16 protein-coding genes and 1 riboswitch are annotated in these 17,550 nt (G+C 69.7%); of the genes, 8 read left to right on the forward strand and 8 right to left on the reverse strand.

The annotated features are described in order from the left end of the window. Positions 1 to 96: 96 nt before the first annotated feature. On the reverse strand, positions 97 to 603 hold the full coding sequence (locus tag DEJ33_RS08895; RefSeq protein WP_111194782.1) for a GNAT family N-acetyltransferase: 507 nt from the start codon (positions 601 to 603) through the stop codon (positions 97 to 99). A 68-nt stretch (positions 604 to 671) separates the two neighbouring features. Between DEJ33_RS08895 and DEJ33_RS08900 the strand changes: the two genes are divergently transcribed. After that, positions 672 to 1,556 (forward strand): LysR substrate-binding domain-containing protein, encoded by an 885-nt coding sequence (locus DEJ33_RS08900; protein ID WP_111194783.1) that lies wholly within the window; start codon positions 672 to 674, stop codon positions 1,554 to 1,556. Positions 1,557 to 1,624: 68 nt separating this feature from the next. Here the strand turns inward: DEJ33_RS08900 and DEJ33_RS08905 are convergent, their stop codons facing one another. The 4 genes from DEJ33_RS08905 to DEJ33_RS08920 form a co-directional block, all read right to left on the reverse strand. Continuing rightward, positions 1,625 to 1,894 carry a hypothetical protein gene (locus tag DEJ33_RS08905; RefSeq protein WP_111078621.1) on the reverse strand — a complete coding sequence of 90 codons (270 nt, stop codon included), beginning with the start codon at positions 1,892 to 1,894 and terminating at the stop codon, positions 1,625 to 1,627. Continuing rightward, positions 1,891 to 2,373, reverse strand: a complete 483-nt coding sequence (locus DEJ33_RS08910) for an FBP domain-containing protein (protein ID WP_181432912.1) — start codon at positions 2,371 to 2,373, stop codon at positions 1,891 to 1,893. The genes DEJ33_RS08905 and DEJ33_RS08910 overlap by 4 nt, the downstream gene beginning before the upstream one ends. An 80-nt stretch (positions 2,374 to 2,453) precedes the next feature. Next, positions 2,454 to 3,233: a M56 family metallopeptidase gene (locus DEJ33_RS08915; protein ID WP_146242573.1), complete on the reverse strand. Its 780-nt coding sequence runs from the start codon at positions 3,231 to 3,233 to the stop codon at positions 2,454 to 2,456. Then, positions 3,205 to 3,579 (reverse strand): BlaI/MecI/CopY family transcriptional regulator, encoded by a 375-nt coding sequence (locus tag DEJ33_RS08920; RefSeq protein WP_111121244.1) that lies wholly within the window; start codon positions 3,577 to 3,579, stop codon positions 3,205 to 3,207. Before DEJ33_RS08920 ends, DEJ33_RS08915 begins: the two co-directional genes overlap by 29 nt. A gap of 115 nt (positions 3,580 to 3,694) precedes the next feature. After that, positions 3,695 to 3,802: riboswitch (glycine riboswitch) on the forward strand. 178 nt (positions 3,803 to 3,980) lie between these two features. Between DEJ33_RS08920 and gcvT the strand changes: the two genes are divergently transcribed. The 7 genes from gcvT to DEJ33_RS08955 all read left to right on the forward strand — a co-directional run bounded on the left by gcvT (position 3,981) and on the right by DEJ33_RS08955 (position 14,273). Continuing rightward, positions 3,981 to 5,105: a glycine cleavage system aminomethyltransferase GcvT gene (gcvT, locus tag DEJ33_RS08925; protein WP_111194786.1), complete on the forward strand. Its 1,125-nt coding sequence runs from the start codon at positions 3,981 to 3,983 to the stop codon at positions 5,103 to 5,105. Between the two features lie 5 nt (positions 5,106 to 5,110). Further along, positions 5,111 to 5,488 (forward strand): glycine cleavage system protein GcvH, encoded by a 378-nt coding sequence (gene gcvH / locus DEJ33_RS08930; RefSeq protein ID WP_110903296.1) that lies wholly within the window; start codon positions 5,111 to 5,113, stop codon positions 5,486 to 5,488. Further along, positions 5,485 to 8,424 (forward strand): aminomethyl-transferring glycine dehydrogenase, encoded by a 2,940-nt coding sequence (gcvP, locus tag DEJ33_RS08935; protein WP_111194787.1) that lies wholly within the window; start codon positions 5,485 to 5,487, stop codon positions 8,422 to 8,424. Before gcvH ends, gcvP begins: the two co-directional genes overlap by 4 nt. A gap of 370 nt (positions 8,425 to 8,794) precedes the next feature. Continuing rightward, positions 8,795 to 10,435 carry an ABC transporter substrate-binding protein gene (locus DEJ33_RS08940; protein WP_181432911.1) on the forward strand — a complete coding sequence of 547 codons (1,641 nt, stop codon included), beginning with the start codon at positions 8,795 to 8,797 and terminating at the stop codon, positions 10,433 to 10,435. Positions 10,436 to 10,664: 229 nt separating this feature from the next. Further along, the gene (locus DEJ33_RS08945) at positions 10,665 to 11,594 is read left to right on the forward strand and encodes an ABC transporter permease (protein WP_110903293.1); all 930 of its coding nucleotides are present in this window, start codon (positions 10,665 to 10,667) and stop codon (positions 11,592 to 11,594) included. Further along, positions 11,584 to 12,534, forward strand: a complete 951-nt coding sequence (locus tag DEJ33_RS08950) for an ABC transporter permease (protein ID WP_111078628.1) — start codon at positions 11,584 to 11,586, stop codon at positions 12,532 to 12,534. Before DEJ33_RS08945 ends, DEJ33_RS08950 begins: the two co-directional genes overlap by 11 nt. Next, positions 12,531 to 14,273, forward strand: coding sequence for an ABC transporter ATP-binding protein (locus DEJ33_RS08955; protein ID WP_111078629.1), 1,743 nt, complete (start codon positions 12,531 to 12,533; stop codon positions 14,271 to 14,273). The genes DEJ33_RS08950 and DEJ33_RS08955 overlap by 4 nt, the downstream gene beginning before the upstream one ends. A 140-nt stretch (positions 14,274 to 14,413) precedes the next feature. Here the strand turns inward: DEJ33_RS08955 and DEJ33_RS08960 are convergent, their stop codons facing one another. The 3 genes from DEJ33_RS08960 to DEJ33_RS08970 form a co-directional block, all read right to left on the reverse strand. Further along, a complete protein-coding gene (locus DEJ33_RS08960) occupies positions 14,414 to 14,977 on the reverse strand; it encodes a PH domain-containing protein (protein WP_111194788.1) in 564 nt (187 codons plus the stop codon). Between the two features lie 179 nt (positions 14,978 to 15,156). Next, positions 15,157 to 15,636: a peroxiredoxin gene (locus DEJ33_RS08965; protein ID WP_111078631.1), complete on the reverse strand. Its 480-nt coding sequence runs from the start codon at positions 15,634 to 15,636 to the stop codon at positions 15,157 to 15,159. A gap of 141 nt (positions 15,637 to 15,777) precedes the next feature. Further along, complete coding sequence (locus tag DEJ33_RS08970) at positions 15,778 to 17,460, reverse strand: ABC transporter family substrate-binding protein (RefSeq protein WP_111078632.1); 1,683 nt, start codon at positions 17,458 to 17,460, stop codon at positions 15,778 to 15,780. Positions 17,461 to 17,550 lie beyond the last annotated feature (90 nt).

The following is a 17,550-nucleotide window of genomic DNA, read 5'->3' on the forward strand; positions in this document are numbered from 1 at the left end:
ACGGTACGCGGACCGGCCGGGAGGCCCGTCAACCGCTGCGTGGTCCGGCTCGCGCCGACCGGCTGTCCGGTCCCGGGCCTCCCGGCCTGCCCCGGGTCAGAGGTCGAGTGCCATCGCCACGTCGGCGCGGACGTAGGGGCTGGGCGGGTGCTCGTCGGCTGCGAGGTGCCGGAACCCGGTCGTCTCGTACAGGTGGATCGCGCTCGTGAGCGCGCTGTTCGTCTCGAGCAGCACCCGGCGGGCGCCGAGGTCACGCGCCCGGTCGATCGCCGCGCGGATGAGACGGCGGCCGGTGCCGTGTCCCTGGTGGTCGGGGTCGACGGCCATCTTGACGAGCTCGAACTCGCCGGATTCGTGCGGGGTGGCTCCAGCGCCGTGCGGGGCGAGTCCGACGCAGCCGACGACCTCACTCCCGAGGCGGGCGACGAGGACCACGCCACCGGCGTCCACGATGTGCTGCACGGGGTCGCCGAGGAGCCGGCGGTCCTCGTCCTCCAGCGTGAAGAACGCCGTGATCCACCGCTCGTTCAGCGACTGGAACGCGGCGGCGTCGGCAGCGGAGGACATGTCGTCGATGACGATCTCGGTGGTGGTGTCGGGCATGTCTCCATCCTGCGGAACCGATGGAGTCAAGTCCAATACTCGTTCGGTCTGATCGATAGCCTCGGCGAATGGATCGTGCTCCCGAGGTCGACCTCCGCCAGATGCGGGCGTTCCTGGCGCTCGCCGACGAGTTGCACTTCGGACGGGCGGCGGCGGGGCTCGGCATCGCCCAACCCGCCCTGTCGCAGCTGATCCGGCGCATCGAGGTCGCTCTCGGTGTCGACCTGTTCGCCCGGACCTCCCGGAGTGTGGCGCTCACCCCGGCCGGTCGGGTGCTGCAGGGACGAGCCCGGTCGCTGCTCGCCCAGACCCGCCGGGACCTCGACGAGACCATCCGGACCGGGCGCGGTGAGGCCGGGCGGCTCGACGTCGGGTTCGTCGTCTCGGCGCTGCCGCTCGGCCCGATCGAGTTGGTGCAGCGGTTCCGGCAGCGCTACCCGTTGGTCCGCGTGGAACTGACGGAGGGGTTCTCCTCCCGGCTCGTCGCGGCCGTGCAGCGCGGGGAGCTCGACCTGGCGGTGGTCCGTGACCCGGACCCGGCCGAGGGGGTGCGGTTCGTCCGGTTCCGTAGCGAGCCCTTCGTCGCCGCCGTGCCGCGGGACCACCGGTTCGCCGGCCGCGCGTCGGTGCGCGGCCCGGAGCTGCTCGACGACCCGTTCGTGTTCTTCCCCGCGGAGGCCGGCGCGCTCGCCACCGAACGGAACACAGCACCCGTGGCCTCCGGCGGTCGACGGCCGGTCATCGTGCAGGAGGCGACGACATGGGCGACCGTGCTGCACCTGGTCGGCGTCGGGCTCGGGGTGACGGTGCTGCCGGAGAGTGCGGCGCTCGCGGCCCCGGACACCGTGGTGCTCCTGCCGCTCGAGGGCAGCGCACACCGCAGCGAGCTGGTCTGGGCGTCACGGTCGGACGACGACCGCGAGGTCCTCCGGAACTTCGCCGCGGCGGACTGACGAGCGGGCCCGTCCGGTCAGCGCGGTCGTCAGCGCGACCGTCAGCGCGACCCGTCAGCGGACGAGTGTCAGCCGACGAGTGCCAGCGGCAACACCGGTGCCCGCTGGTCGCCGAGCTCGTCCGCACGCCATGGCCGTGCTCCGGTGAGCGCGAGCCCGATCTGCGTGAGCACGAAGCCCACGTGCGGCTCGACGTCCGGATCCCACGGCCCCTCGACCCCCAGACCGAACGCCCCGAGCTCGTCGTCGGCTTCGTCCCGGACGGTGAGACGCCAGCGGCCGTCCCCGAGTTCCTCGACGACGGCCCACCGCGCGGTGCGGAAGCGGTCCGGGTTCACTCCGTCGTCAGTAGGTCGGCCGTGAAGTTGTGCAACCGCTGCAGCAACGACTCGGAGCGCATCGCGATCGTCGCCGGTGGGTTCAGGTGCGGCGGCGCCGTGCGGATCAGCATCGGGCAGCCCAGGTCCTCGCAGAGGTAGGTGCCGATGGTGTTGCCGTTCCGCCCGGACTCACCGGCGCGGGCGGCGGAGAAGAGCCGCACCTGCGTCGCCGGCTGGGGGGAGTGGCAGAACGAGCACATCGCGGCGATGCCCGCGCGCAGGGAGCCCCCGGCTGCCCGGACGACGATCCCGACCGGTTTGCCGTCCATCCAGGACACCATGTAGCCGCGACGGGCGGCCTGCGGGTCACGCCAGCCGAGGAACTCGCGTTCGTTCCACAGCGTCTCGTGCAGCCCCGGGATCGGGAGCTGGGCGAGTTCGTCGGGCGTAGCGTTGACGAAGGACGATCGGATGTCGGATTCGGTGAGCGGCTGCACGGTTCCCCTCGCGGTGGCGGACCGGACCAGGCTAGCCCCGTGCGCCGACAGCCGGTCGCAGCACGGGCCTCCCGGCCGGTTCAGGACAGTCTGGAGGCCCGGACCGCCCCGAGCGCGCCCGTCGCGTCCGCCACCAGGACCGCCCGGCGCAGCGCGTCGCGGCCCACCCGGCGTGCGGCTGCGTCGTCGGCGGCGAACTCGACGAGGACTCGGGTCGACCGAGCCATCGCACGGGCTCCCGGGACCCACGGGACGGCGCGCTCGACGGACTCAGCGAAGCCGACGACGGCCGCGTGGTGCTGCCGCAGGTGCGCGCGCTCGTGGGCGACCACGGCCTCCAGCTCGTCGGTGTGCAGCTGTTCCGTGAGCCCGGTGCTGACGAGGACCCCGCCGGAACGACCGGGGACCGCGCAGGCCAGGGCGGTCTCGGCCTGCAGGACCGCGACGAGGGTGCCGTCGACCTCGCGGTGGGGAGCGGCGCCGGTGCGGATCGCCTCGCGGACGGCCTCGTGCTCGGGGCCGGGTCGGACGCGGACGGCGACGGCGAACGCGACGACGGCGAGCACGGCGACGCCGACGTTCAGGCCGTGGCTGGGGGAGTCGCCGATGCCGAAGGGGTCGGTCAGCGGGCGCCCGGCCAGGACGACCAGGGCGGTCCCGACCACGAAGCCGGCGACCCCGACGACGACGGACGCCTGCCAGGCGGCGATGGCGGTCAGCGGACGGTCGATGGTCCATCCCGCCCGTGTCAGCACGCGCGGGGCGAGCGCGACGACGGCGAGGGCGAGGACGACGAGACAGGCGCCGGTGACGACCACGGGGGCGGACCGGTCAGGGACGCGTTCGGGAGTCGATCGCACGGCGGAGGACCTCGAGGTCCCCGGAGGCGAGCGAGCCGGTGAACTGCAGGAGCGCTGCCTCGCGGTCGGAGGAGGCGGCCAGCGCGTTCGTCATGAGGGAGGCGGTGTGGTCCTCCCGCGAGTGCGCGGCGTGGAAGGTGAGCGGGGCGTCGTCGTGCTGCTCGCGGACCACCGTCCCCTTGCGGCCGAGACGGTCGAGCACGGTGAGGACCGTCGTCAGGGCCGGCCGCGGTTCGTCGAAGACCTCGAGGACCTGCCGTGCGGTGAGCCCGGCGTCGGCGGTCCAGAGCGCCTCGAGCACCGCCTGCTCGAGCTGCCCACGGGGGCGCGATCGCTGTCCTGCCACGGCGTCACTCTACGTGATGTCGAAGGGCCACCGGAGGAGCCGCGGTCCGCATCCGCGACACATGCCCGTAACGCGGGCTCGGTATGCTCGCCGGACAACAGAACACGACGGCCGACCACCCGCCGCGGGAGAGCCCCCGACCCGGAGCGCACTGCATCCGGGCCAGGGCACCGAAGGAGCAAGCTCCCCGCCAATCTCTCAGGTCCAACACCGCAGCGGGCAGGCCACTCTGAAAAGCAGACACGCGATCGTGGGCACCTCCCACGGCCTCGTCGTCTCGCCCACGGTGAAAGCCGCCGGACCTCACGGGCCGCGGTGAAACTCTCAGGCCCATGACAGAGGGGGAGTTCCGCACCCGACGACGGTCGTCGGGCCCTGCCGATGCCAGGAGAACTCCGTCCATGTCAGACCCATCGTCCGTGCTGCGTTCATCGCCACTCGAGGCCGCGCACGTCGCCGCCGGCGCCACCTTCACCGACTTCGGCGGCCACCGCATGCCGGTCCGCTACTCGTCCGACCTCGCCGAGCACCACGCGGTGCGCCAGGCAGCCGGCGTGTTCGACCTCTCGCACATGGCCGAGATCGGCGTGCAGGGGCCCGACGCCGTCCCGTACCTCGACGCCGCGCTCGCCGGGTCGTTCGGCGCGATGCCGGTCGGGCGGGCCAAGTACTCGCTGCTCCTGACCCCGGACGGCGGGATCCTCGACGACCTCGTCGTGTACCGCACCGGTGACGACGTCTTCCTCGTCGTGGCGAACGCCGGCAACCGGGACGTCGCCGTCCAGGCCATGCGGGAACGCGCCGCCGGGCACGACGTCTCGGTCACGGACGACTCCGACCGGACCGCCCTCGTCGCGATCCAGGGTCCGGCCGCCGCCGGGACGCTCGACGCCCTCGTCGTCGCCGACCGCCTGCAGCCGGAGACCCCGCTCGACGAACTCCGCTACTACCGGGTGCTGCACGCGCTCTTCGACGGCAGCGAGGTCCTCATCGCCCGCACCGGCTACACCGGCGAGGACGGGTTCGAGCTGTACAGCGACACCGACACCGCGCCGGTGCTCTGGGACGCCCTGCTCGACGCGGGTGCCGAGCGCGGGGTGGTGCCCGCCGGACTCGCCGCTCGCGACACCCTCCGTCTCGAAGCGGGCATGCCGCTCTACGGTCACGAGCTCGACACCTCCGTCCGTCCGGCGCAGGCCGGGCTCGGCCGGGTCGTCGCGACCTCGGGCTCCTTCGTCGGTGACGCCGGCGTGCAGCCGGGTCCGGACGCGCGGGTGCTCGTCGGCATCACGATGGCGGGTCGCCGCGCTGCCCGTGCCGGGTACGCCGTGCTCCGCGACGGAGTCGTCGTCGGCACCGTCACCTCCGGTGCCCTCTCGCCCACGCTCGGCCACCCGGTCGCGATGGCCTTCGTCGACCCGGACTGCGCCGACGGGGGACAGGTCCTCCACATCGACGTCCGCGGTACCGCCATCCCCGGAACCGTCACCGCTCTCCCCTTCTACCGTCGCGCTTCGAGAGGCTGATCCCCATGACCGACCAGACCGCACTGCAGTACACCAAGGACCACGAGTGGATCCTCGTCGAGGGCGACGTCGTCACCGTCGGCATCACCGACCACGCGGCCGAACAGCTCGGTGACGTCGTCTACGTCGAGCTCCCCGCCGTGGGCACCACCACGACCGCGGGCGAGCAGCTCGGTGAGATCGAGTCGACCAAGAGCGTCGGAGAGCTCTTCGCCCCGATCGAGGGCGAGGTCGTCGAGGTCAACGACGCCGTCGTCGCGACGCCGGACACCGTCAACCAGGACCCGTTCGGCGCCGGCTGGCTCGTCAAGCTCAAGGTCGACGGCACCTCCTTCCCGGAGGACCTCATGGACCACGACACGTACCGGGCCTCGATCGCATGACCGCGGACCAGGACCTCACCACGTCGACGAACCTGCAGACCACCTTCGCCGACCGTCACATCGGCACCACGCCCGCCGACCAGCAGGCCATGCTCGACGTCGTCGGACAGCCCTCGCTCGACGCCCTCGTCCGGGCCGCCGTCCCCGAGTCGATCCACGCCGCACCGATCGCGCACTCGTCGGTGCCGACCGCGGTGGGGGAGACCGAGGCGCTCGCCGAACTGCGTGCCGTCGCCGGGCGCAACACCGTCCGACGCGCGATGATCGGCCTCGGCTACTCCGACACGCACACGCCTGCCGTCATCCAGCGGAACGTGCTCGAGAACCCGAGCTGGTACACGGCCTACACGCCGTACCAGCCGGAGATCTCGCAGGGCCGGCTGGAAGCGTTGATCAACTTCCAGACGATGGTGTCCGACCTCACCGGCATGGCGACCGCCGGGGCGTCGATGCTCGACGAGGGCACCGCCGTCGTCGAGGGCATGCTCCTCGCCCGCCGTGCCTCGAAGGTCAAGGGCGACGCGTTCCTGGTGGACGCCGACCTCCTCCCACAGACCGCCGCGATCCTCGGCCACCGCGCGGAAGCCGTCGGCATCACCCTGCGCGGCTTCGACGCCGCCGACGGGCCCACCGACGAGCAGCTCGACGGCGCCTTCGGCGTGGTCCTGCAGTACCCGGGCGCCTCCGGCCGGGTCGTCGACCCGAGCCGCACCATCGAGCGCGTCCACGCGGGCGGCGGCATCGCCGTCGTCGCGGCCGACCTGCTCGCGATGACCCTGCTCGCCAGCCCCGGGGACCTCGGTGCCGACGTCGCCGTGGGCACCAGCCAGCGCTTCGGTGTGCCGCTCGGCTTCGGCGGCCCGCACGCCGGCTACCTCGCCGTCCGTGCCGGTCTCGAGCGCCAGCTGCCCGGTCGTCTCGTCGGGGTGTCCTTCGACGCCGACGGCGGCATGGCCTACCGCCTCAGCCTGCAGACCCGCGAGCAGCACATCCGCCGCGAGAAGGCGACGAGCAACATCTGCACCGCGCAGGTGCTCCTCGCCGTGATGGCGTCGATGTACGCGGTCTACCACGGGCCCGAAGGCCTGCGCTTCATCGCGCACCGGGTCGCCCGGACGACCACGGCGCTCGCCGACGTCGCCCGTGCCGCGGGCGCCGACGTCGTGCACGACGGCTTCTTCGACACCCTGACGCTCCGGTTCACCGGCCGCGCCGAGTCCCTCGTCAGCGCCGCGCACGACGCCGGGTACCTGCTCCACCTCGTGGACGCCGACACCCTCCAGCTGTCCGCCGACGAGACCACCACGCCGGAGGACGTCGCCGCACTCGCCGCGGTGTTCGGTGCCGCGGACGTGACCGTCCCGGGGACCGAGACCGCCGTGCGTGACGCGGGCACGGGCCTCCCGGCCGCGCTCGAGCGACAGAGCGCGTTCCTGACCCACCCGGTCTTCTCCGCGCACCGCAGCGAGACCCGCATGATGCGGTACCTCAAGCACCTCTCCGACAAGGACTACGCGCTCGACCGCGGCATGATCCCGCTCGGCAGCTGCACCATGAAGCTGAACGCGGCGACCGAGATGGCAGCCGTGACCTGGCCGGAGTTCGCCCGGCTGCACCCGTTCGCCCCGCGCGAGGACGTGCAGGGCTACCTCGACATGATCGGCGACCTCGAGACCTGGCTCGCCGAGGTCACCGGGTACGACACGGTCTCGGTCCAGCCGAACGCCGGCAGCCAGGGCGAACTCGCCGGGCTGCTCGCGATCCGCGGCTACCACCGGTCCCGTGGGGACGAGGCCCGGACGGTGTGCCTCATCCCGTCGAGCGCGCACGGGACGAACGCGGCGTCGGCGGTCCTCGCCGGCATGCGGGTCGTCGTCGTGGCGTGCGACGAGGACGGCAACGTCGACCTCGACGACCTCCGTGCGAAGACGACCGAGCACGCCGGACAGCTGGCCGCGCTGATGATCACGTACCCGTCGACGCACGGCGTCTACGAGCACGACATCACCGCGATCTGCGACGCCGTGCACGACGCCGGGGGTCAGGTCTACGTCGACGGTGCGAACCTGAACGCGCTCCTCGGGCACGCCCGCTTCGGGGACTTCGGTGGCGACGTCTCGCACCTCAACCTGCACAAGACGTTCTGCATCCCGCACGGCGGCGGCGGTCCGGGCGTCGGTCCGGTCGCGGCGAAGGCGCACCTCGCGCCGTTCCTGCCCGGGCACCCGATGGCACAGGAAGCGGATCGTCGGACCGGAGCGGCAACGGGCACCGACGGGGACCGTCCGGCCCATGCGGGCGGTCCGGTCTCGGCAGCGCCGTACGGCAGCCCGAGCATCCTGCCGATCACCTGGACCTACGTCCGGATGATGGGCGTCGAGGGGCTCACCCGGGCGACCGAGGTCGCCGTGCTCGGCGCGAACTACCTGGCGGCACGTCTACGCGAGGCGTTCCCGGTCCTCTACACGGGGGAGTCCGGCCTGGTCGCGCACGAGTGCATCCTCGACCTGCGTCCCCTGCGCGAGGCCACGGGCATCACGGTCGACGACGTCGCCAAGCGGCTCATCGACCACGGCTTCCACGCACCGACGATGTCGTTCCCCGTGGCAGGCACGCTCATGGTCGAACCGACCGAGAGCGAAGACCTCGCCGAGCTCGACCGCTTCGTCGACGCGATGCTCGCCATCCGAGCCGAGGCGGACGCCGTCGCCCGGGGCGAGTGGCCGGCGGAGGACAACCCCCTCGTCAACGCGCCGCACACGGCCGCGTCGGTGATCACGGGGGAGTGGCAGCACGCGTACACCCGCGAGCAGGCGGTCTACCCGTCGGCCGGCCAGGCCGGTCGGAAGTACTGGCCGCCGGTGCGGCGGATCGACCAGGCGTACGGGGACCGCAACCTCGTGTGCGCCTGCCCGCCGGTGGAGGCGTTCGCGTAGGACGACAGCCAGCCCGGACAGGGCGGCAGGACGGACGGGAGGCCCGTGGCGGGATCGCCACGGGCCTCCGGCGCGCATCACGCGGGGTGGAGCGCTCCGAATGCAAGCGGTTGCGGACGACACCTGTGGTTCACCCGGGCGTCACCTGCACGCTGCACGGACGTTGATGCAAACGCAACAGATGAGCGGTACTCCGGCTCAGACGCGCGGAAGTTGCATTGTGCCGCAACGATCCTGCAACTTGGTTTCAGGCGTGTAACCGATGCGCGCAGGGTTTGGTCGGTTCTCTCTGCACTGCCTACAGTTCAGGAGTCAAACGTGCCGGGAGGGACCTCTGTGCCCGGCGCGTCCCATGCACCAGGAGGAACTCTTGATCAAGAAGCGCGCTGGGCTCACTGCCCTCGCCGTGCTCGGGGCCACAGCAATTGCCCTGACCGGCTGCTCCGGCAACGGTGGCGGAAGCGGCTCGGGCTCCGGCTCCGGCTCCGGTTCGGCCAACGCCACCGGCATCGTCACCACGAACGGCAGCGAACCGCAGAACCCGCTCATTCCCTCGAACACCACCGAGACCGGTGGCGGCAAGATCATCACGTCGCTGTTCGACGGTCTGTTCTCGTACGACGCCGACGGCAAGCCGGTGAAGGAACTGGCCAAGAGCGTCGAGACCGACGACTCGAAGACCTTCGACATCACGATCAACTCGGGGTGGAAGTTCACCAACGGTGAGGCCATCACCGCCGAGTCCTTCACGAAGGCGTGGAACTGGGCAGCCCAGAAGTCGAACGCGCAGGGCGCGAGCTACTTCTTCGAGAACATCGAGGGCTACGACGCCGACAAGGACTCCGAGCTCACCGGCCTCAAGGTCAAGAGCGACGATGAATTCACGGTGACGCTGAAGTCGGCGCAGTCGGACTTCCCGCTGTCCCTCGGCTACAACGCCTTCGTGCCGCTCCCCTCGGTCTTCTACGACGACACCAAGGCCTTCGGTGAGAACCCGATCGGCAACGGTCCGTACAAGCTCGACGGCAAGAGCGCCTGGACGCACAACCAGGACATCAAGCTCGTCACGAACAAGGACTACCAGGGCAAGCGCAAGCCGAAGAACGGTGGTCTGACGATCACGTTCTACACGTCCCAGGACACCGCGTACTCCGACGCCCAGGGCGGCAACCTCGACGTCCTCGACGCCGTGCCGGACGCCGCGTTCGCGACCTACAAGTCGGACTTCCCCGACTCGAACGTCAACCAGGCCGCCGCGATCTTCCAGGCGATCTACCTGCCCTACTACCTCGACCACTGGAAGGGTGAAGAGGGCAAGCTCCGTCGCGAGGCGGTGTCGCTGTCGATCAACCGCAAGCAGATCACCGACAAGATCTTCCAGGGCACCCGCACCCCGGCCAAGGACTTCACCTCCCCGGTGATCGACGGCTGGACCGGCGACCTCAAGGGCGCCGACGTCCTCAAGTACAACAAGTCCGAGGCCAAGAAGCTGTGGAAGCAGGCCGACGACATCTCGCCGTACAACGACACGCTCACCATCGCGTACAACGCTGACGGTGGACACGAGGCCTGGGTCACCGCCGTGACCAACTCGATCTCCAGCACGCTGGGCATCAAGGCCGAGGGCAAGGCCCTCCCGACGTTCGCCGAGGCGCTCGCGCTGCAGACGGACGACAAGCTCACGGGCGGAAGCCGCACCGGTTGGCAGGCCGACTACCCGTCGCTGTACAACTTCCTCGGCCCGACCATGGGTGAAGGCTCGTCGAACAACTACTCGCGCTACGACTCGGCCGAGTACAACGAGCTGCTCGCCAAGGGCCGTTCGGCCTCGTCCGTCGAAGAGGGCAACAAGTCCTTCGACCAGGCTCAGGAGCTGCTGCTCAAGGACCTGCCCGAGATCCCGCTCTGGTACTCCAACGTCACCGGTGTCTGGTCTGCCGACAACGTGAAGAACGTCAAGTTCGGTTGGGACTCCGTCCCGCTGTACTACGACATCGAGGTCACCAAGTAACACCCGTCTCCTCGCGAGACACATCGCGGACAGGTATCCTGCTCCGCGGCCAACCGGACGGGGGTTCGGGGACCACGGTCCCCGAGCCCCCGTACCACGGCGGTCACACCTTCCCCCACGAACGCGGGCGCCGCCGCCCGCACCGGACACCCGTGCCGACCCTCGGACCGTCCACCCCTCACGACATGAACCTGAACGACATGCGCGCTGCGAACCAGGCAGGGATCTGATGCTCTGGTACCTCGGCAAGCGCCTCCTGCAGCTCATCCCCGTCTTCTTCGGGGCCACGTTCCTCATCTACTTCATGGTGTTCTCGCTGCCCGGGGACCCGGTCGCCGCACTGTTCGGTGACCGTCAGCCGTCACCGCAGGTGATCGAAGCGATCCGGCAGCAGTACAACCTCGACAAGCCGTTCTTCGTCCAGTACCTGCTCTGGGTCGGCGGCCTGTTCCGCGGTGACCTCGGCACGACGTTCTCGGGCCTGCCGGTCAGCCAGCAGCTCGCAGCGGCTTTCCCGATCACCGCGCGCCTGGCGATCCTGTCACTCGTCTTCGAAGCCGTCGCCGGCATCGTCGTGGGTGTCGTCGCCGGTCTCCGCAAGGGCAAGCTGTTCGACGCGACGGCCCTCGTCGTCTCGCTGCTGCTCATCTCGGTGCCGACCTTCGTCGTCGGCTTCCTGCTGCAGTACGTCCTCGGCATCAACCTCGGCCTGTTCCGCGTGACCGTCTCCGGCCAGGCGCCGTGGTCCGAGCTGGTGCTGCCGGCGATCGTGCTGGCGTCGGTGTCGTTCGCCTACATCGTGCGTCTCACCCGTGCGAGCGTCGCCGAGAACATGAGCGCCGACTTCGTGCGCACCGCGACCGCGAAGGGCCTGTCCCGTCGTCGCGTCGTCGGGGTGCACATCTTCCGGAACTCGCTGATCCCGGTCGTGACCTACCTGGGCGTCGACATCGGCAACCTGATGGTCGGCGCGATCGTGACCGAAGGCATCTTCAACATCCACGGCGTGGGTGGCACGGTGTTCCAGGCCGTCAAGCTCGGCGAGGGCCCGACGGTGGTCTCCTTCGTCGCCGTGATGGTCATCATCTTCATGCTCGCCAACCTCCTGGTCGACCTGCTCTACGCCGTCCTGGACCCGAGGATCCGCTATGCCAAGTAACACCGAACCCCGTTCGGCGACGCACTACGTCGCGCCGATCGAGGAGACTCCGCTCCTGGCGGTCGACCAGGTCAACGAGGACGAGAAGACCCGTTCGCTGTGGACCGACGCGTGGGAGTCCATGCGTCGCCGCCCCACGTTCTGGATCTCGTCGGTCCTCATCCTGCTGATCATCGTCGTCGCGATCGCACCCGGGCTGTTCACGCACCTGGACCCGCGCGCCGCGAACCTCGACGACAGCAACGAGGGCCCGCGTGCCGGTCACCTGCTCGGCTTCACGCGGCAGGGCTACGACGTGTACGCCCGCGTCATCTGGGGTGCGCAGAACTCGCTCATCGTCGGCCTGCTCGCGACCGTGCTCGTCACGATCGTCGGCGTCGTCATCGGTGCCCTCGCCGGGTTCTACGGTGGCTGGCTCGACACGATCGTCTCGCGCATCGGTGACGTGTTCTTCTCGATCCCGACCGTCCTCGGCGCGATCGTCTTCATGTCGGTGCTCCCGGCGCGGAACGCCGTGACGGTGTCGCTCGTGCTCGCCGTCTTCGCCTGGCCGCAGATTGCCCGCATCATGCGCGGTGCCGTGCTCAGCGCGAAGCAGGCCGACTACGTCACCGCCTCCGCGGCGCTCGGCGTCAGCCGCTTCACCACGCTCGTGCGCCACGTCATCCCGAACTCGCTCGCACCGGTCATCGTCGTCGCGACGGTCTCCCTCGGCACGTTCATCGTGGCCGAGGCGACCCTGTCGTTCCTCGGCATCGGTCTGCCGGCGTCGGCACTCAGCTGGGGTCTCGACATCAACGCCGCACAGTCGTCGATCCGCACCAGCCCGTCGACGATCTTCTGGCCGTCCGCCGCACTGTCCATCACCGTGCTCGCGTTCCTCCTCCTCGGTGACGTGGTCCGCGACGCGCTCGACCCGAAGGCGAGGGCCCGCCGATGAGCGAGACACTCACCGAGCCGAACGCCAAGGCGTCCGGCACACCCGGCGCCCCGCTGCTGGAGATCACCGACCTGCACGTCGGCTTCAAGACGCAGTCCGGTCTGGTGCAGGCCGTCCGCGGCGTGAACATGACGCTCGAGCAGGGCGAGCGCCTGGCGATCGTGGGGGAGTCCGGTTCCGGCAAGTCCACCAGCGCCCAGGCCATCATCAAGCTCCTGCCCGGCACCGGCCAGATCACCGGCGGATCGATCAAGCTGAACGGGCGCGAGCTCGTCGGCCTGACCGAGAAGCAGATGGCCGAGATCCGCGGGACCGAGATCGGGTACGTCCCCCAGGACCCGATGTCGAACCTCAACCCGCTCTGGAAGATCGGGTTCCAAGTCGAAGAGGCCATCAAGGCGAACGGCATGGCGACCGGCAAGTCCGCGATCCGTGCCCGGGCCGTCGAGGTCCTGCAGGAGGCCGGACTCGGTGACGCCGAGAGCCGTCTGAAGCAGTACCCGCACGAGTTCTCCGGCGGCATGCGTCAGCGTGTGCTCATCGGCATCGGTCTGTCCAGCCGCCCGAAGCTGCTCATCGCCGACGAGCCGACCTCGGCCCTCGACGTCACCGTGCAGCGCGTCATCCTCGACCACCTCGAGAGCCTGACGCGCGACTTCGGCACCTCGGTCCTGTTCATCACCCACGACCTCGGCCTCGCCGCCGAGCGTGCCGAGAAGCTCGTGGTGATGTACAAGGGCCAGGTCGTCGAGGCCGGTCCGTCCAAGGAGATCCTGGCGAACCCGCAGCACCCGTACACGCAGCGCCTCGTCGCCGCGGCACCGTCGCTCGCGAGCCGTCGTATCCAGTCGAAGGTGCAGCACCAGTCGGTCGCGATCGCCGACACCGGCAGCGAGGACGACGAACTCCTGGCCCGCGCCCACGAGCGCGAGAGCAGGCCCGCCGAGGACCTCATCGTCGTCAAGGACCTGCAGAAGGTCTACAAGCTGCGTGGTCAGGGCATGGCGACCCGCGAGCTCAGGGCCGTCGACGGCGTCTCGTTCGCGATCCCGAAGGGCACCACCACGGCGCTCGTCGGCGAGTCCGGGTCGGGCAAGTCGACCGTCGCGAAGCTCGTCCTGCAGCTCGAGTCGATCACGTCCGGTTCGGTGCAGTTCGACGGCATCGACATCGGTGCACTCAAGGGCAAGGACCTGTTCGACTTCCGTCGCCGCGTCCAGCCCGTGTTCCAGGATCCGTACGGCTCGCTGGACCCGATGTACAACGTCGGGAACACGATCGCCGAGCCCCTGAGCACGCACAAGGTCGGCGACAAGGCCTCGCGTCGTGCGCGGGTCCTCGAACTGCTCGACCAGGTGGCCCTGCCGAAGTCGATGGTGAACCGGTACCCGAGCGAGCTGTCCGGTGGACAGCGGCAGCGCATCGCCGTCGCGCGTGCGCTGGCGCTCAAGCCCGAGGTCATCGTCCTCGACGAGGCGGTCTCCGCGCTCGACGTGCTCGTGCAGGGCCAGATCCTGGACCTGCTGACCGAGCTGCAGTCCGAGCTCGGCCTGACCTACCTGTTCATCACCCACGACCTCGCGGTGGTCCGTCTGGTCGCGGACAACGTGTGCGTGATGCGCAAGGGCCAGATCGTCGAGAAGGCGACGACCGATGAGGTCTTCGCCAACCCGCGTGAGCAGTACACGAAGGACCTGCTGGCCGCCATCCCCGGCGCCGGCTTCGAGTTCGGTCGCTGACCCGCAGAGTCCGCAACACGAGGAACGCGCCGCCCCGCCTCGGGACGGCGCGTTCCGTCGTTCCGGGTGTCGGGCGCCAGGCCCGCCCCACGACGAACACACCGGGTCCGGACCGGTGGTCGACCGCGGTGTCGGTCAGGTCAGAGGCGCGCGCCGGCCAGGCTTCCGGCGATCCCGAGGACGACGAGGGCGACGATCGCCCAGCCGTGCACGCGGTGCACGATCGGAGCCGCCGTGACCGTCGCCGGGGGAGCGCCGTCGTACGTGACCGCGGCGGGCACCCGCGCACGCATCTCGTCCGCCGCAGCGGCGACGCTGAGCGGCACCGCGCCTCCCGGCCGTTCGATCGCGAGCCGGGCCGTCGGACGCGGCGCGATCCAGACCCGCTGTTCGCCCTGGTCGGTGACGACCTCGAGCCCGTACTTCGACCGGACGTCCTGCACGCGGCGCCAGGCGAAGCGGGTGGTGCGGCGGACGTCGACGACGACCAGCTCGTCCTCGGTCAGCTCGATGCGCGGACGCCAGAGCACGACCCAGGCGAACCAGGCGGTGAAGAGGGACGGCACCGGCACCAGCCACGCGGCGCGGAGGCCGTTCGTGACGAGTCCGATGACGACGAGCGCGACGGCGACGACCCAGAGTGCGACGGCGAAGCGTCGCATGTTGGTCGCGACGATCCGGGTGGGCGCTGTCCGTTCGGGCATGGGGGCAAGCCTAGGAGACACCGCATCGACGGGCGACGAGAGCGCCTCCCCGGGACCACCCACCGAGCGGACCAGACAGGCCGAGCACGTACCGGCAGGAGACCCGATGTCCCGGGGAGGCGAACCCGGAGGTCTACAGGGCAATCATCGTCACCCCGTCGGTCCCGCCTGTCAACGCCTCATTCGACGAGTTGCTCGATCTGGTCACGGATGACCTCGGCGCGCGGGAAGCGGAGGCCGACCAGGCCCACGTGCCGCCAGCGCACCAGGCCGTCCGGACCGATGACGAAGACGGAGCGGCGGAGGCCGAGGCCGGGCACGTGGACGCCGTAGGCGCGGACGACGTCACCGGCGACGTCGGAGAGCAGTGGGAAGGAGAGCGACGCGTTCCGGGCGAAGCCCTCGTGCGAGTCGAGGCCCTGCGGGCTGATGCCCCAGACCACGGCTCCGAGGTCGCGGAAGTCGTCGAGTTCCTGCTGGTAGGAGCAGAGCTGCGCGGTGCAGACGGGGGTGGCGTCACCGGGGTAGAAGGCGAGGACCACCGGACGGCCCACCTGGGCCGCGAGCGAGTACTCCGCGTCGGTGCGGACACCGTCGCGAACGATCATGCCGGGGAGGGTGAAGCCGGGTGCCGCAGTGCCAGTGTCGGGGATGGCCATGGGGCAACAGTACGGTCCGGGCAGCCGATGCGACGGGGACTGCACCGTGCATGTCCTGCGAGAGCGCACACCGGACGGAACCGGGACGACGAAGGGGCCGGACGCAGTGCGTCCGACCCCTCGCTGACCGTCAGTCGGTGGCTACTTGGTGAAGCCGACCTTCGTCCAGTCGATGTTCTGCGCACCAGCGAACGCGCCGTAGTTGGCGAGCTTCGGGTTCTGGGCGACCAGCGCGGGCTTCGCGGTGATCGGCATCGAGTGTCCGATCGACCAGACCTGCTTGTCGATCTTGTTCCAGATGGCGTTGGCCTTGTCCGAGTCCGGCTCGGACAGCGCCTGCTTCGTCAGCTTGTCGATCGCTCCCGAGCTGACACGGCCGTAGTTCTGCCCGGTGGCACCCGAGGTGTAGATCGTCGCGGAGCTGGAGTGGAAGCCGGTGCCGCCCCAGACGAAGATCGTCATGTCGTAGTTGCCCGGGGTGACGTACTGCTCGAAGAAGTCGTCCGTGGCGACCGACTTCAGGGTGAGCTTGACGCCGATCTCCTTCAGCTGCTGCTGCATGACCTGCGCCAGCTGCTGCGACACCGGGGCTCCGGACGGGATCGTGATGGCGATCGCCAGCTGCTTGCCGCCCTTCGAGCGGTAGGCGCCGTCGGTCTTCCACCCGTCGTCGTCCAGGAGCTTCTTCGCCTTCTCGACGTCGAAGGTGGCGTTCGGCTTGATGTTCGACTTGTAGCCCTTGTCCGTGGACAGGAACAGGTGGTTGTCGAGCGTGCCGAGCTTGTAGGGCAGGGTGCCGCCGATGACCTGGGCCAGGGCGTCACGGTTCACACCGTGCTGGATCGCCAGCCGGAGCTGCTTGTCCTTGAGCAGACCGTTCGACGAGAAGTCCACGTGGGTGTACTGCGCGGACGTCGAGGCGAGGATCTTCGAGTTCTTCACCTTCTTCACCCGGTCGAAGCGCTCCGACGTCGTCGTGAGGACGGAGTCGATCTCCTTGTTGAGGTACGCGTCGACGTCGGCGTTGCCGTCCAACGACCGGAAGATCACCTGGTCGAGCTTCGGCTTGTCGCCCCACCAGTTGTCGTCCGGCTTCATCGTGACGGTGCCGGCGGTCTCGTTCAGGTCGGTGATCTCGTACGGACCGGACGAGACCGGGACCTTGCCCTTGTACCCGTTGTTGAACTGGTCCGGCGTACTGGTCTGGCTGGCCGGGTACAGCGGGCTGAACAGGGACTTCCAGTCCGAGAACGGCGTGGCGAACTCGACAACGACGTCCTTGTCGGTCGCGCCCTTGGTGACGGAGGAGATGTCCTCATAGCCGGTCGAGCCGGCGATGAGGTACGCCTTGTCCTTGCCGTTGGTGGTCTTCCACTCGTTCTCGAAGTCACGCCAGGTGATCTCCGAGCCGTCGCTCCACTGGGCGTCGTCATTGATCGTGTACGAGATCGTGAGCGGGTCGTCGTTCGTGACCTCGGCCTTCGACACGTAGTCGGTGTTGAGCGTCGGGGCCCCCTTGCCGTCGATGGTGTAGATGAACGGCATCGTCGCCTGTTCGATCGTCGACGCGTCGACGAGTGGACCGTCGAGCTGGTTGTAGTTCCACTGCGAGACCCACTGCGAGATCGGCAGACGCAGCGTGCCGCCGTCTTCCAGGTCCGAGACGGGCTTCGCGTTGATCTGTGCCGAGGTCGGCAGCGTCTTCTTGCCCGAGTCGTCCGAGGCGGACCCGCCGGATCCACCCGAGCCGCCGGAGCAACCGGTCACGGCGAGTGCGATGCCGGCGAGGGCCGCCGTCACCACGATGACTTTCCTGTGCTTCATTTCGTTCCCCTCTGGAAGTTGTCGTTGAGCCTAGGGCCCCCCAGCGGGGGTAGAGCGCTTTTTCTGCATCCGACGTACTTTCGTTACGAG

Source organism: Curtobacterium sp. MCPF17_047, from assembly GCF_003234045.1.
Taxonomy (GTDB): domain Bacteria; phylum Actinomycetota; class Actinomycetes; order Actinomycetales; family Microbacteriaceae; genus Curtobacterium.